General features: G+C 34.6%; 14 protein-coding genes. 13 read left to right on the plus strand and 1 reads right to left on the minus strand.

Features of this window, described 5'->3' with window-relative positions; genetic code table 11:
- The first annotated feature begins 4 nt into the window (after nt 1-4).
- The 11 genes from ABD692_RS18235 to ABD692_RS18285 all read left to right on the plus strand — a co-directional run bounded on the left by ABD692_RS18235 (nt 5) and on the right by ABD692_RS18285 (nt 11,806).
- The gene (locus tag ABD692_RS18235) at nt 5-1,186 is read left to right on the plus strand and encodes a glycosyltransferase (RefSeq protein WP_344769261.1); all 1,182 of its coding nucleotides are present in this window, start codon (nt 5-7) and stop codon (nt 1,184-1,186) included.
- A 54-nt stretch (nt 1,187-1,240) separates the two neighbouring features.
- A complete protein-coding gene (locus ABD692_RS18240; RefSeq protein ID WP_344769263.1) occupies nt 1,241-2,050 on the plus strand; it encodes a glycosyltransferase family 2 protein in 810 nt (269 codons plus the stop codon).
- A gap of 37 nt (nt 2,051-2,087) precedes the next feature.
- A complete protein-coding gene (locus ABD692_RS18245; protein WP_344769265.1) occupies nt 2,088-2,663 on the plus strand; it encodes a gluconate 2-dehydrogenase subunit 3 family protein in 576 nt (191 codons plus the stop codon).
- Between the two features lie 3 nt (nt 2,664-2,666).
- Entirely contained in the window at nt 2,667-4,355 is a 1,689-nt protein-coding gene (locus ABD692_RS18250) for a GMC oxidoreductase (protein ID WP_344769267.1), read from the plus strand.
- 46 nt (nt 4,356-4,401) lie between these two features.
- Entirely contained in the window at nt 4,402-5,754 is a 1,353-nt protein-coding gene (locus ABD692_RS18255; protein ID WP_344769269.1) for a lipopolysaccharide biosynthesis protein, read from the plus strand.
- A gap of 25 nt (nt 5,755-5,779) precedes the next feature.
- Nucleotides 5,780-6,622 carry a sialate O-acetylesterase gene (locus tag ABD692_RS18260; RefSeq protein WP_344769271.1) on the plus strand — a complete coding sequence of 281 codons (843 nt, stop codon included), beginning with the start codon at nt 5,780-5,782 and terminating at the stop codon, nt 6,620-6,622.
- A gap of 147 nt (nt 6,623-6,769) precedes the next feature.
- The gene (locus ABD692_RS18265) at nt 6,770-7,663 is read left to right on the plus strand and encodes a glycosyltransferase family 8 protein (protein WP_344769273.1); all 894 of its coding nucleotides are present in this window, start codon (nt 6,770-6,772) and stop codon (nt 7,661-7,663) included.
- Between the two features lie 129 nt (nt 7,664-7,792).
- Nucleotides 7,793-9,565, plus strand: a complete 1,773-nt coding sequence (gene argS, locus ABD692_RS18270; protein ID WP_344769276.1) for an arginine--tRNA ligase — start codon at nt 7,793-7,795, stop codon at nt 9,563-9,565.
- 73 nt (nt 9,566-9,638) lie between these two features.
- Entirely contained in the window at nt 9,639-10,403 is a 765-nt protein-coding gene (locus tag ABD692_RS18275; protein ID WP_316761580.1) for a sulfite exporter TauE/SafE family protein, read from the plus strand.
- A 491-nt stretch (nt 10,404-10,894) separates the two neighbouring features.
- Entirely contained in the window at nt 10,895-11,281 is a 387-nt protein-coding gene (locus ABD692_RS18280; protein ID WP_344769278.1) for a GreA/GreB family elongation factor, read from the plus strand.
- Nucleotides 11,282-11,413: 132 nt separating this feature from the next.
- On the plus strand, nt 11,414-11,806 hold the full coding sequence (locus ABD692_RS18285) for a GreA/GreB family elongation factor (protein WP_344769280.1): 393 nt from the start codon (nt 11,414-11,416) through the stop codon (nt 11,804-11,806).
- Nucleotides 11,807-11,884: 78 nt separating this feature from the next.
- Here ABD692_RS18285 and ABD692_RS18290 read toward each other — a convergent pair whose 3' ends face one another.
- Complete coding sequence (locus ABD692_RS18290; RefSeq protein ID WP_316761586.1) at nt 11,885-13,012, minus strand: AI-2E family transporter; 1,128 nt, start codon at nt 13,010-13,012, stop codon at nt 11,885-11,887.
- A gap of 252 nt (nt 13,013-13,264) precedes the next feature.
- Here ABD692_RS18290 and mnmE point away from each other — a divergent pair, with 252 nt between their 5' ends.
- Both mnmE and ABD692_RS18300 read left to right on the plus strand, forming a co-directional pair.
- On the plus strand, nt 13,265-14,623 hold the full coding sequence (gene mnmE, locus ABD692_RS18295) for a tRNA uridine-5-carboxymethylaminomethyl(34) synthesis GTPase MnmE (protein ID WP_344769283.1): 1,359 nt from the start codon (nt 13,265-13,267) through the stop codon (nt 14,621-14,623).
- A 273-nt stretch (nt 14,624-14,896) separates the two neighbouring features.
- Complete coding sequence (locus ABD692_RS18300) at nt 14,897-15,688, plus strand: hypothetical protein (RefSeq protein WP_344769285.1); 792 nt, start codon at nt 14,897-14,899, stop codon at nt 15,686-15,688.
- Nucleotides 15,689-15,907: the final 219 nt, after the last annotated feature.

Consider the following 15,907-nt stretch of genomic DNA (forward strand, 5'->3'; position numbering starts at 1 on the left):
AAATATGTACGTGTTATTGATTTTATTTCATCTTTTAGAAGCGGTAGTAATTATTAATTTAATTTTTCCCGTATTTCTATGGATCATTCAACTTTTCGCTTCGAAGAAGAATTATAATCAGATAAGTGATTCTTCAATTGAACCAGATTACGCAATTATTGTTACAGCTTATCAACAGGTAACATTAATTCCAGGGGTTGTAAAGTCTATATTGAATATTAACTATACCAATTACATAATTTATATAGTTGCTGATAACTGCGATATTTCAAGTTTGGTATTCGATGATAATAAAGTTGTAGTTCTTAGGCCAGAGGAAGTTTTAGCAAGTAATGTGAAATCTCATTTCTATGCTATTAATAATTTCAAGCGTCCTCATGAAAGATTAACCATTATTGATAGCGATAATTTAGTTGATGCCGATTACTTATTGGAAATGAATAAGGTTTTTGGTTTGGGCTACCAAGCCGTACAAGGTGTTAGGGCAGCTAAAAACTTAAATACCAATTACGCCTGTTTAGATGCTGCAAACGATATTTATTATCGATATGTAGATAAGAAATTATTAACAGATGCTGGTTCATCTTCCTCTTTATCTGGATCGGGTATGGCTTTTACAACAAATATTTATGTAGAATGCCTGAAGAATATTGATAGTAATGGAGCTGGTTTTGATAAAATACTTCAATATGAACTTGTTATCAGAAAACTTAAAATTGCTTTTGCTGATAAGGCAATTGTTTTGGATGAAAAAACATCTAAATCTGATCAACTTGTAAAACAAAGGGCTAGATGGATCAATACTTGGTTTAAGTTCTTCAAATTAGGCTTAAGGATGACATTTAGTGGTATAATAAACTTTAACTGGAATCAGTTTCTGTTTGGGATAATGCTTTGTCGCCCACCATTATTTATTTTACTATTTCTTACAATATTCTGTTTTGCAGTTAATGTTTTCATTATACCCGAAATGGCCGTGCTGTTTGCTATATTAGCGGTTTGTTTTGTAGTTGTTTTCATGAAGTCGCTTTCTTATTTTAAAGCGGATCAGAAGATATATAAATCATTAATGGATATCCCAAAGTTTATATATTTTCAGGTATTAGCTTTACTGAAGGCGAAGTCTGCCAACAAGATATCTGTAGCAACAGAGCATTACGTAGAAGAAAAAACAATAAATAATTAGTTGGAAGAAGTATTTAAATTCTAATAAAATTCATCCCAAAAAATACAAAAAAGAATGAGGCCAATTCAAATTCCTGCATCAATAAATAAGTATATCAAAAGCCATTTAACAAAAGATGAAATGTGCAAAATGGCTGCAGATAGTTATAAAAATTTGTATAAAGGAGAACCAGATATTAGTGTTGTAATGCCTGCATATAACGAAACAGAAAGCATTGTACCAGCTTTAGCTTCTTTGTGCGCTAATAAAACAAATAGAAAAGTAGAAATTGTAGTCTCTAATAATAATTCGAAAGACGATACCGAGGCTTTAGCAAAGGCTTGCGGTGTTGAAGTTGTTAGTGAGAGCCGACAAGGTATAGCCTTTGCCAGAAATGCAGGAATGGCTGCTGCGAAGGGCAAATATATTTTAAATGCTGATGCGGATACGATTTATCCTGAAGATTGGATTGAACTGATGGTAAAACCATTGATCGAAGATGAAGGTGTTGCGATAACTTATGGCCGTTTTTCTTTAATTCCAATTGGCTCTACAGGTAGAGTAACCTATTTTTTTTACGAGCATATTGCCCAGCTCTCTAGATGGTATAATAAAAAAGTAAAAGATGAGGCTGTAAATGTTTACGGATTTAATTCTGCCTTTAGAAAAGAACATGGTTTACAGGTAGAAGGATTTAATCATCCTCCAGGCACTATTGAAGATGGTTGGCTTGCATTAAAATTAAGAAATAAAGGTTTTGGTAAGCTTTTTTACGTAAATAATATTAAAGCATTAGTTTGGACAACCGACAGAAGAATTCAAATTGATGGAGGCCTTTGGAAAGGAACCTTGAAAAGAGTTAAAAGAGTTTTAAATATTGGATAAATAGAGATTTCTTAGATCACTAAATTAATATTTTCTAATGAACAGAAGAACAACCTTAAAAAGTATATTAGCTTTAAGTGCAGCGGGTATATCTTCGTTTTCAGCTTATAAATGGATATCTTTAAATAAGGAAGTCAATGTTAATGAACTCTTATCTTACCAATCGTTAATTGCAGAACTGGCAGAAACAATAATTCCTGCAACTGATACTCCTGGAGCTAAAGAAGCTGGTGTAAGTGGCTATATCATTAATGTTTTAACAAATTGCACAGGAAAAAGAGAACAAAATAAGTTTGTAAGCGGTCTTCATGATTTGGAAGCATACACAATTGATTCATTTGACAAATCATTTATGAAGTGTAATGCGGTTGAAAGAAATATTGTACTAAAACATTTTGAGGAAAAGGGAATATACTCGTTACAAATTCTTAACAAAATAAATAATAAATTTTTGGGTCAAACATTCTTCTCTAAGCTAAAAAGTTTAACAGTTGAAGGTTATTGTTTATCAGAATTAGGCGCTACTAAAGGATTGGCCTATGATTATGTCCCTCAAACATTCGAAGCTTGTATTCAATTAAAAAACAACCAAAAATCTTGGGCAACGAAATAATATATGCAAAGTAATAATATTGATAATCAGCACACTTATGATGCAATAGTTATTGGCTCTGGTATTAGTGGAGGTTGGGCAGCAATGGAGTTGTGTAAAAAAGGACTCAAAACCTTGCTTCTTGAAAGAGGCAGAAACGTAGAGCATATAAAAGATTATCCAACAGCCAATTTAAATCCATGGGATTTTAAAAATGGCTATAATAACACCAATGTAGATGCTGAAAGGGACCCAATTCAAAGTGGGGCTTATTCTCCAGCAACCAAACATTTTTTTGTTAGTGACAAAGATCAACCTTATATTCAAGAAAAGCCATTTAATTGGTTTAGAGGTTATCAGGTTGGTGGACGCTCTTTAATATGGGGAAGGCAATGTTATCGTTTTAGCGATTTAGATTTCGAAGCTAATAAGAAAGATGGCAATGGTGTAGATTGGCCTATTCGATATAAAGATCTTGAATCATGGTATGATTACGTTGAAACTTTTATAGGCGTAAGTGGCCAAAATGAAAAGCTTGCTCAATTACCTGACGGTAAATTTTTACCTCCCATGGAACTTAACTGCATTGAGCAATATTTAAGAAAATCAATAAACGAAAACGACAAAAGAACTTTAACAATTGCTCGTGTTGCCAACTTAACTAGAGGATGGGATAACAGAGGCCCTTGTCAAAATCGTAATTTATGTTCAAGGGGCTGTCCGTTTGGAGGCTATTTTAGTAGCAACAGTTCAACTATTCCTGCCGCTCAAAAAACAGGAAATTTAACTTTAAGACCATTTTCTATTGTTTCTGAGATTATCTATGATGAACAAACACAAAAAGGCAAGGGGGTTAAAGTTATTGACGCAAACACAAATGAAAATATCGAATTTTATTCTAAAATAATCTTTATAAATGCGTCTACAATAGCTACAAGTTTGCTATTACTTAATTCAAAATCTAAGCGTTTTCCAAATGGTTTTGGTAATGATAGTGGACAGGTTGGTCATAATTTAATGGATCATCATTCTTCTGCTGGTGCTTATGGCGTTTACGATGGACTTAAAGATCAATATTATAAGGGGCGAAGGCCATGTGGTTTTTTAATTCCAAGATATAGAAATTTAGATAAAGATGAGGGTTTAAGTTTTACTAGAGGATATCACATTAATGGACATGGCGAAAGGAAGGAGTGGATGGATAGGATGGGAGAGCCTGGCTTTGGTAAAAACTTCAAAAATGCACTTACAACACCTGGCCCGTGGACAATTTGGATGGCGGGATGGGGAGAGTGCTTACCTTATTATGAAAACAAGATATCTTTAGATGAAACCCAGAAAGATAAATGGGGCATGCCTTTGGTTAAAATCGATTTTTCATTTAAAGAAAACGAAAAGAAGATGATGGATGATATAAAGGAAACTTGTGAAAAAATGCTTTTGGATTCGGGGTTCTCCTATGTACATGCATTTAATTATTCTACACCTGGCGGCACAACAGTCCATGAAATGGGAACTGCAAGAATGGGATTAGATCCAAAAACGTCCGTTTTGAATGGATTTAACCAAATTCATGCCGTAAAAAATGTTTTTATAACTGATGGTAGCTGTATGACTTCTTCTGGTTGTCAGAATCCTTCTTTAACTTATATGGCACTGACTGCAAGAGCTTGCGATTATGCCTATAATCAGATGATGGCTGGTAACCTTTAAATATAGAAACAAATACTTAATACTTAAATTACAAAATAAACCTTCAATGCTGAAATACCTCGATAAAATAATTGCAATATTTAAAAACGTACATTTTCAATCTTTATTCGGAAATGGCGTTATGGCAATTATTGGATTAGTTAGTTTAGCAATTTTATATAGATCGCTTTCTTTGCCCGAAGTTGGCGTATACATTTTTGTTTTAACTATAAATGGTTTGATGGATACTTTACGTGGCGGCTTTTTAACCATAACGTTCATCAAATTTTATTCAGGAACAGAAGGGGAGAGAGCTGAAAAAGTTGCTGGTTCAGCATGGATGCTGGGTTTAGCGATAACAGCCATGGCAGTGATTATCAATATACCAACTTATTTTCTAGCCAATTTTTTTACCGATAAAGGCACAGTTCTTTCTTTGAAATACTTTTCTATAATACCTGTTGTTACATTACCATCGTTTATGGCCAATTGTGTTGTTCAATCTTACAAAAGGTTCGACAGGCTGTTGATTTTAAGGGTCTTGAATCAAGGTACCTTTGCGTTAGTAATTTTTATCCTTGCAATTTTGCATAAAGTAACATTAAACACAGTTTTATTAACATTCGTGGGTGCAAATCTTTTATCCAGCGCCTGTGTTTTGATTTTTAAATGGACAAAAATACTTTCTGTTAGATTTGCAGACAGGAAAACCACAATCGAACTTTTTCATTTTGGGAAGTACGCTATGGGAACCAACATAAGTAGCAGCTTATTTGGGCTAACTAGTACATTTATTGTTAACTTCTTGATCGGACCAGCTGCTTTGGCAACCTGTAATTTAAGTGCCAAGTTTTTACAAATTATCGAAATTCCATTGTTAAGTTTTGCGGCTAGCGGCATGCCAATATTATCTGCTCAGTATAATAATGGTGAAAAATCTGAATTAATGTATACCTTAAAAAAGCTTGTTGGTATGCTGAGTGTTGCCTTAGTGCCGATTGCTGTATTTGTGCTTATTTTTGCCGAACCTTTAATCCACATAATGGGAGGTAAAGAATATGTTTCTACAGAAGCTCCTAATTTATTGCGAATAATGATTGTATGTTCACTACTCTGGCCGGCAGATCGTTTTTTCGCATTAGCTTTAGATGTAATTCATTTGCCAAAAATTAATTTTTATAAAATCTGGGTAATGTTAATTGTTAATTGTATTGCCATTGCAATCGGTTTAGCATTATATAAGTCTGTTTACTCCATAACTATAGCAATGGTGTTTCCAACAATTGTCGCAATCGTTATGGCATATAAACCGTTAAATAATTTCTCAAATTTTAAGTTCTGGAGCGTTTATATAATTGGTTATAAAGAGTCTGTACTGTTTGTAAAGGATTTTACTAAATCTCTTTTTAACAAGGCTTAGAATAATTACTATAAGATTAATATTTATGAAAAAGAAAGTAAAATATCTAATTATAATAGTTGGTTGTATTTTGTTAGGTATTTTGGCGGATCGTAATAAAGAATATTTAATTAATGCTCAGTTTATTAGAACCTATTTACATTTTCGAAAAGAAATTCCTAATCAGCAAAAGATTATAAAATCGGATAAGGTGATGATATTTTTGGCTTTTGGCCAATCAAATGCAGGTAACTACGGTAGTGGGAGTTATGTTTCTAAAAATGAAGTATATAACTACTACAAAGGAAAACTTTACCATGCAAAAGAACCATTATTAGGACCAGATGGCGGAGGAAGTAGCGTTTGGACCCGAGTTGGGGATATGCTAATAGATAGTGGGCTTTATAAAAAGGTAATTATAGTTCCATGTGCTATTGGTGGCACATCTGTTAAATGCTGGTCGGAAGGAGAGTGTAAAGAAAAACTTCTTTCAACATTAGAATATCTCCAGAAAGACAATATCAAATTAACACATATATTTTGGGATCAGGGCGAAACGGATAATGTAGATAACACCACAACTGCCGAATATAAAATGAGGTTAAAATCCGTTATAAAAACGATAAGGGATCGGAAATTTAATGCACCGTTTTTTATCTCTATTTCAAGCTATTTTCCATATAATAACAATAATTTACACGGTATCGATAAAGATATTACTAATGCACAAAATGAACTTATCGCGGAAGGACCTGATATAAAAAGAGGCCCAAATACAGACTCACTGAACCTGGCATATTATCGGGCCGATGCAGTTCACTTTACAGAGAAAGGTTTAGATCAACTGGCTCTTAAGTGGTTTGAAAGTATAAAAAAGAACCAAAATTGATATAATTTCAGGTTTTTCTGCGTAGTATGTAATTATTTGTACTATTTTTATTTGATCTTATTTTTTTAATACAAGATTATTATCTCCCTACTATTCTTTACAGGTGCTTTCATTAATATGGAGATATATTAAATTACTTTTTTAAAAATGAAAAAAAACAATATCTCTATTGTCGTAGCAAGTGATAATCATTATGCAATATTAATTGGTGCTTTAGTTAAGTCTATAGAACTTAATCATTCCACTGAAGAACATATTGATTTTTACATAATTGATGATGGAATTTCGAGCCTAAACAAGCGGAAAATAGAAGAGTCTGTTAATCCTGATAAGTTAACGGTAAAATGGTTCGAAAAAAAGACGATTATACCCGACGGTGTTAGCATTCCTGTTGATAAATCAGCATTTCCATTAACTACTTATTTGAGGCTTTTTGCTCCGTATGCATTACCTGCTGATGTAGAGCGAATGATTTATCTGGATGTTGATACAGTTGTATTAAAAGACATTTCTATTCTTTGGAATACAGAACTAAATGGAAATACCATTGGCGCTGTGATAGATGTAGGCAAAACAGTAGATTGTGCCTGGGGCGGAATTCCTAATTATAAAGACTTTGGGCTAACGGCCGATACAAAGTATTTTAATGCAGGTATAATGCTTATCGATGTTATTAAGTGGAGAGAACAAGATATATCAACAAAAGTAATTGATACGCTTAGAACTTATGCTGAACACGTTGTATTGGTTGATCAGTATGGTCTTAATGTTGTGTTTGCAAACAAATGGGAAGAATTAAATCCAAAATGGAATTGGTTTGCAACATTTTACGATGAAGATCCTTACATAATTCATTACCTGGATATCAAACCAACTTTCAAAACCTACAGGTCTCAAGAGAAATTTAAAACCATCTTTTTTGAATACTTAAACCAAACCAAATGGGCTGGATTTAAACCTGTAAGTGGAAAATACAGAGTATTCAGAAAAGTATCCAATAAAATTAAGAAGCAAATCATGAACTTCTTTCAAAAGGATTAATTATCAGATATCCATTCCGTTTTTAATGTTTAAACTTTAGTGCTTACAAGCTTAAAGTTTAAACATTCTTTTTAGCTGGCTTTTGGCTTTGCCCTTTCAGCTTTGCGCTATAATCGCTATTTTTGAACCATGAATTTTATTATTACCGCAACGCTTAAGGCTGTTAAAGAACTTTATAACGAAGAACTAGCCGAAAGTGTAATCAATATACAAGAAACCCGTAAAGAATTTGAAGGCCAGGTAACCATAGTTGTTTTCCCAATAACCAAAGTTTCTAAAAAATCGCCAGAGCAAACCGCTAATGAAATTGGCGAATATTTAGTTGCCAATGTGGATGATGTTACTAAGTTCAACGTAGTAAAAGGCTTTTTAAACCTAAGCATTGCCGAACGTTATTTCCTTAAACAATTTAATGAGGAAATTATGGATGAAAACTTCGGTAGCTACAAACCGAACGGGAAAAAGGTGATGGTAGAATATTCTTCGCCAAATACAAATAAACCACTTCACTTAGGGCACGTACGTAATAACTTGTTGGGCTATTCTGTAGCTGAATTGCTTAAAGCTTATGGTTATGAGGTTTTTAAAGTAAATCTGGTAAACGACAGAGGTATTCATATTTGTAAATCGATGCTGGCCTGGCAAAAATGGGGTAATGGCGAAACGCCGGAAAGCGCTGGCTTAAAGGGCGATCATTTGGTTGGGAAATACTATGTAATTTTCGATAAGGAATATAAAAAAGAAATTGAAGCTTTAAAAGCTGAAGGACAAACTGAAGACGAAGCAAAGAAAAATGCGCCTTTAATTAAAGAAGCACAACAGATGCTGTTGGCTTGGGAGCAAGGCGATGAAGCAGTTGTTTCGCTGTGGAAAACCATGAACGAATGGGTTTATGCAGGTTTTAATATTACTTACAAAAATCTGGGTGTTGATTTTGATAAATTTTACTACGAAAGCAATACTTATCTTTTAGGAAAAGATACTGTTGATGAAGGTCTAGAGAAAGGCGTTTTCTTTAAGAAAGAGGATGGCTCAGTTTGGATAGATTTAACTGCTGATGGCCTGGATCAGAAACTGGTTTTACGTGCCGATGGAACTTCTGTTTATATTACGCAGGATTTGGGAACCGCTAAAATGAAGTTCGATGATTTTGGAATGGATGAGTCGATTTATGTGGTTGGTAATGAACAGGATTATCACTTTAAAGTTCTGTTTTTAATTCTGGAAAAACTGGGTAAGAGCTGGGCAAAAGGACTATATCACTTATCCTACGGAATGGTAGATTTACCTAATGGTAAAATGAAAAGTCGCGAAGGTACAGTGGTAGATGCGGATGAGTTAATTGCAGATATGATTGCTACGGCTCAGGAAAAAACAGAAGAGCTTGGTAAAATAAACGATTTTTCTGCGGATTATAAAGAAGAGCTTTACAAAAATATTGGTTTAGGAGCTTTAAAATATTTCCTTTTAAAGGTAGAACCGAAAAAACGTCTGCTTTTCGATCCAAACGAAAGTATCGATTTTCAAGGCAATACAGGTCCTTTTATCCAATACACACATGCTAGGATTAAATCATTATTAAGCAAAGCTGATTATCAGTTTTCAATTAATACGCCAACATTTTCTGGAATTGCAGATGTAGAACTTGAAATGATAATGCAACTGGCAAAATACCCAACTGAAATTGAAACTGCTGCGAAGGCACACAGTCCTGCAAGTTTAGCCAATTATTTATACGAGCTTGCAAAGCTGTTTAATAAGTTTTACCACGAAATTCCGCCGATTGTTAAAACAGAAGCAGGCGATGCTAAACAATTCCGCTTAAACCTAAGTAAAAAAACAGCCGATTTAATAAATAAAGGGATGCTGATTTTAGGGATTACTTCGCCAGAAAGAATGTAGTTTGATGAGGAAAGATTACAGATGGAAAATGGATTAGGGAAAATATGAATTTTAATCTTGCCTGCCCTAATCAATGATTAATGAACTGATTCTACTCTGCGTGGCAGCTTTTGCTGCTGGGTTTATAGATGCAATAGTAGGTGGCGGTGGTTTATTGCAAACTCCAGCCACCTTGTTAATTTTGCCACATTATCCTGTAGCAACTTTATTGGGTACTACTAAAATTCCATCAATAGCTGGAACAACGTTGGCGGCTATTAAATATTCTAAAAAAGTAAAATTTAATTTTAAAGTTCTTGTTGCTTGTGCTAGCACTGCTTTTGTGGCAGCACTTTCAGGTGCCTTTTTGGTCAGTAGGATTGATAATTCTGTAATTAAACCAATTATTTTAGTTGTACTTATTCTGGTTGCACTTTATACTTACTTCAATAAACAATTTGGCATTCATCAAGAGAAAAATCATTCCGCTAAAAAACAAGTATTAATGGCGGCTGTATTTGGGTTACTGATTGGTTTTTACGATGGACTAATTGGCCCTGGAACTGGCTCATTCTTAATTTTAGTTTTTATTGCCATTTTAGGTTTCGATTTTATAGGTGCAAGCGCTCATGCTAAAATTGTAAATATTGCCACCAACCTGGCCGCAATATTATATTTCAGCTCCACTGGAAATATTCTTTTCCAATATGCTATTCCCATGGCTATTTTTAATGTGTGCGGTGCTTACTTAGGCACAAAGCTAGCTTTGTTAAAAGGCAATAAATTTGTTCGTATTTTCTTCCTTATTGTTGTTTTCGGAACGATTTTAAGATTCGCTTACGACATACTATTTAGATAGATTTGTTTGTGATGGGGTAGGCTAACCTGAAATTTGCAATCCCTGTTTATAAAGGTTATCTTTGGTTCGATTTGAATACTTGCTACAGAAATATCGAACTACACAATCAAAGCATGCGCAATAATGCCCGTATTATTTTGTTGTGTGCGTGTATAACGAAATCGATATTCTGTTTTTTTAGCAGGCTATTTTATATTCCTTCCTTTAAGGATTTTGATACCATAACCCCGGCCTTTTAAAAAAGAATTAAATTCAGGTTTCGGGGATTTCCTTATCAGTTTCATTTATTTTATTAAATCTGTTTATGCTTTGGCTTACGTTAAGGTATTGCTGCTTACAATTTTATTTTATCGATTTTTTAGATTCATAAATTACCTTTTAAACAGGTAGTTGTGTGGTGAAATTTTGATTATCAGTATTGATTTGGTTTAGAATGTAATGGATGAGCGAAACACACTTCCAGCTAAATAATGCACCTAAATAATTTAAATATGAATTTGAACGAAAGCAACCCGGTTATCATTACCGAAAGTGATTATAACCTTTTAAAACCATTCTTCAGTAAACTTAAAAAAACTACAGATGAGATGTCTCTTTCTGCTGAGTTGAGTAGAGCTCTCATTATTAAAGATGACGCTTTTCCAGCGCATGCCATTAGGTTAAACTCTAAAGTTTATATCGCTGAGGAAATAACAGGCGAAGTGATGGAGCTTACCATTGTATTGCCCCAATATGCAGATATTAAACAGAAAAAGATCTCGATCTTAACACCTATTGCAGCCGCTTTAATAGGTTTTAGAAAGGGAGAATTAGTAAAGTGGAAAGTTCCTGCAGGTTTGAAACAGTTTAAAATAACAGAAGTAATTGCACCTCAATAATTAAGCATAATGAAAAATTATATCATTAAAATTATAATTGATTTTGGTAATTCTGCCCCGAAGTTCTATAGCTTTCGGGGCGATCAGAAATATCTATAGGAAATTATTATTGATTAATCTTATATATTTTTTATGAATAACCATCATTCTGCAGCAAAGCAAATCACCCTTACAACGGGTATGTTCGATATTTTAAAAGAACAAATTAGAAAAAGAAAAGTAAGCCCTAAAAACGAATCCCAGCTCTTGATCGAACTTAAAAATGCCAAACAGGTACACAGGAAAGATTTACCACCAAATATAGTTGATGTTTATAAGGAAGTTATTGTTAGGGAAATTAACTCTGGCGATTCTTTTACTTATCTTTTTGTGCCGCCAAATCTGGCTCGTCAGAAACATGGAACGATTTCTATCTTATCCGAAATTGGGCTTGCATTACTTGGGCATAGGGTAGATTCGATAATAGAATGGGATACGCCATCGGGTGAAAAGGCCTATAGAATTGAATCGGTAAGTGATCTGTAAATTAAAACAAAAAACACATTTGGGCTAACCAGATGTGTTTTTTGTTTTAAAATATACGGACAGTATCGAGTAAAATAATTATAGTTTTTTTTGAATTCCTGGTTTAACTTCTACCGCTTTCTTTCTTCTAAAAGCAGGGAAAGTCATCGGACTTTTCTCAGGTCTTTCATCGCCTAACAATACGCCCCATTGTTTAAACGATTCTGTGCGGTCGAAGATGATTTTTAGTACTGCAACAATCGGCAGGGCGAGAAACATGCCAGATACCCCAGCAATACTGCCGCCTATAAATACCCCGAGTATGGCAAACAGTGCATTGATTTTTACCTTAGAGCCAACAATTCTCGGCATCAGAATATTATTATCTAAAAACTGAACAAATGCAATTACGCCTAAAACTGTAATTACGGGCCATAGTTCTTGCGATGATGTTAGAGTAAGCAACACGCCAATCAAATTTCCAATTAACGCACCCACATAAGGGATTAAGTTTAATATGGCGAAGATTACACCAATTAATAAGGCATGTTTAATTCCGATAATCATTAAAATACCCCCTAAAAGTATGGTCATATAGGTTATCTGAATTAATAAACCAATCAGGTAACTTTTAATAATGGATTCTGTTTCATATATGGCTTCTTTTACTTTAGGATGGTCGTCGGTTTTGAACCACATAAAAATGAAACGTAATAAAATATCTTTATAAAAAAGCATTAAGTAAATGTAAATGGGCAATAAACCAATAAACACAAATATGCCGCTCAGCGTTACGGCTGCACCACCAGCCAGTGAGGTACCCATATTCATCAAATCGTCGCTTTTATCCTGAATAAAGGCTTTCTGTTGTTTATCATCGTAATGGGTAATTCTACTAATCCAATCGCTTAACGAGTTAATGTGTTGAGTAACATTCGATTTTATTTGAGGGAAATCTTTCACCAAAATGCCGATCTGGTTAGAAAAAAACCAAACAATTAAGGCTACAAAAAGGGCTACTAATAAAATTGGCAGTATAATGGCTAAAGTTTCAGGAAATTTCTTTCTTTTCAGGAAACGATATACAGGCAAAAGCATAATGCTGATGAAAAATGCCATTAGCATTGGCATAATAATATCTCTTGCGATGACCATAACCGCTACAACTGCCATAAGGCCGAGTAATTCGATGGATCTTCTAACGGTTAAAGGAAAATTATTAGTCATATAGATGTTTTCGGTTTTCAGGTTTTAAACATGATTCATTCTAAAATGTTTTAAGTTAAGTATAAATGTACAGAAGATTTTAGGTGGGTGGTTTAAATATCAATTCAGCTACCTGTTTAAATAACTGCTGGATTGGTTTATATATTTATTTTTATCATGCAGATCATTCAAATCGTAAAAGACTAAAAAATTACTTCCGATACACTGATATACCCGTTTAATAGACTTATTTTTGCATTTTCTTTAATGAATATGAATAATCAGGATACTATTATTGCTTTGTCTACTCCTCCAGGTTCGGGTGCTATTGGCGTTATTCGCCTTTCAGGGCCAGATGCCATTACTTTAACCAATGCTGTTTTTAGTGGTAAGGATTTAGAAAAGCAGGCTTCGCACACTTTACATTTTGGTTTGATCAAGGATGGTGAACAGATTGTTGACGAAGTGGTAACGGGTTTATATGTTGCGCCAAAATCGTACACTAAAGAAAATGTAGTGGAAATTTCATGCCACGGTTCTAATTATATTATTCAACAGATTATTAACCTTCTGATTGACAGGGGCGCCCGTGCAGCTAAACCTGGCGAATTTACCTTACGTGCTTTTTTAAACGGGGCTTTCGATTTAAGTCAGGCAGAAGCTGTAGCCGATTTAATTGCCTCTAATTCTAAAGCTTCTCACGATGTAGCGATGCAGCAAATGCGTGGTGGTTTCGCAACAGAGCTTAAAGCCCTGCGTGAGCAATTGATTCATTTTGCTTCCATGATAGAGCTTGAACTGGATTTTGCTGAAGAAGACGTAGAATTTGCCAATCGTGAGCAATTGCGTAATCTGGTTACTAAAATTAACCATGTTTTACATCGCCTCATTTCCTCTTTCGAAATGGGAAATGTAATTAAAAATGGTGTACCTATTGTGATTGCAGGAAAGCCAAATGTAGGAAAATCGACTTTGCTTAATGCCTTGTTGAATGAAGAAAGGGCTATTGTTTCTGACATTGCTGGTACAACCCGCGATACAATTGAAGATGAATTAAATATTGGTGGTATTGTTTTCCGTTTTATCGATACCGCTGGTATTCGCGATACTGCTGATATTATTGAAGCTTTAGGCGTAGAACGTACGCTGGAGAAAATGAAGCAGGCCAAGCTAATTATATACATGGCAGATGCGGCTCAGGATGTGGCTGAAATTGAAGAACAAGTGCGTGGACTGGAGCAATTGGCCATTCCGTATTTAATTTTGATTAATAAGGCTGATTTAATTGAAACAGCGCAGCGAAAAGCTTTTGAAGCCCTTAATGTAGTTTTTATTTCTGCCAAGGAAAAATCGGGAATAGAGGAACTAAAAGAAACTTTGCTGGAGCAGGTTAATCTGCACCACATTAATACAAGCGAAACCTTGGTTACCAATATTCGCCATGTTGAAGCTTTAAAAAAAACTGAAAATGCCTTACAGCGTGTATTGGATAACGTAGATAACCCAGTAACTTCAGATTTCCTGGCGATGGATATCAAGCAAGCCTTACATTATTTAGGAGAAATTACCGGAACGGTTACTACTGATGATTTATTAGAAAATATATTTACCAAGTTTTGTATCGGTAAGTAGTTTGGTGGTCCACAGTTACAAATGTCAGTCAACGGTTTCAGATTCGCAGCTAATGTACACAATCTAGCGGTTGACAAATATAGCTTTGTAGTTGTTCTGCAAGCGGGCAGTTCGTATTTTAAGGTTGAAAGTTTTCTGCATGATATGTAATATCGTCTTGAGCTATTCTTCTATTACTTAAAGCTGCGGATTCTTAGATAACCCGCCTGCATTTTTGCGCTTTGGTTATAAATTTATTATCTTAATTCCCTTAATTGCTATACTTATTCAATCATGAACAGTCAGAAAAAAATTCTTTCTATTGCCAACGGAATAGCTTTGGTATTAACCATTGCTGTAAACTACTTGTCGAATGCCGGCCTACTCAATGGTAATACAATGAAAACAATTTCTGACAGGTATTTTAATTATTTTACGCCCGCAGGCTATGCCTTTTCTATTTGGGGAATTATTTACCTCGGGTTATTGGGTTTTGTTTTTTATACCTGGAACAACGGTAAAAAAGATCTATCCGCATCCACTGTTCTCTCGAGAATCGGCTGGTGGTTCGTTTTATCATGTCTGGCGAATTCGCTTTGGGTTGGCGCCTGGTTGTATGACTATATTGGCCTCTCCGTAGTTGTGATGGGTTTTCTTCTTTTTTGTCTGGTTAAGATTATAATCAATACCAGGATGGAACTGGACGCCCATCCTTTAAAGGAATATCTATTTGTGTACTGGCCGTTTGCGTTATATTCAGGATGGATTACGGTCGCCCTGATTGCAAATATTTCTGCTTATCTTACTAAAATAAGCTGGCAGGGGTGGGGTATTTCGGCCCACACATGGGCGATCATCTTGATCTGTGTAGCTGGATTGGTGAATATTATTATGGTATATGTCCGAAATCTTCGGGAATTTGCAGCAGTGGGGATTTGGGCATTGTTCGCGATTTCTATCTCCAATAACGGTCATCCTGATGGAAAGAATATTGTGTATGCTTGTTATGCCTCAATTTTTATAATTGCCTTCTTTATCATTCATAATGGACTGAAAAGCCGCAAACGCTCTATTGATAATATGTGATCGGTGCTGTACGCATATGTAACTTATTTTTTATTCTAATGCGTCATCTTTGCACTAGCATAGTCACAACCATTCTTGCATGAACCTTCATGCGACAGTGTCATTTTATTATTCTTTGTAATCACCCTATACGTTTCGGTGAGATTATTATTGTTACCGATATAGTTGACAATATTTGTGCTTGAAAAACTGTAGTTTAGGTTATTGTTCCTCTACTAT

Origin of the sequence: Pedobacter ginsengiterrae, from assembly GCF_039537385.1 — a bacterium.
Taxonomy (GTDB): Bacteria; Bacteroidota; Bacteroidia; order Sphingobacteriales; family Sphingobacteriaceae; genus Pedobacter; species Pedobacter ginsengiterrae.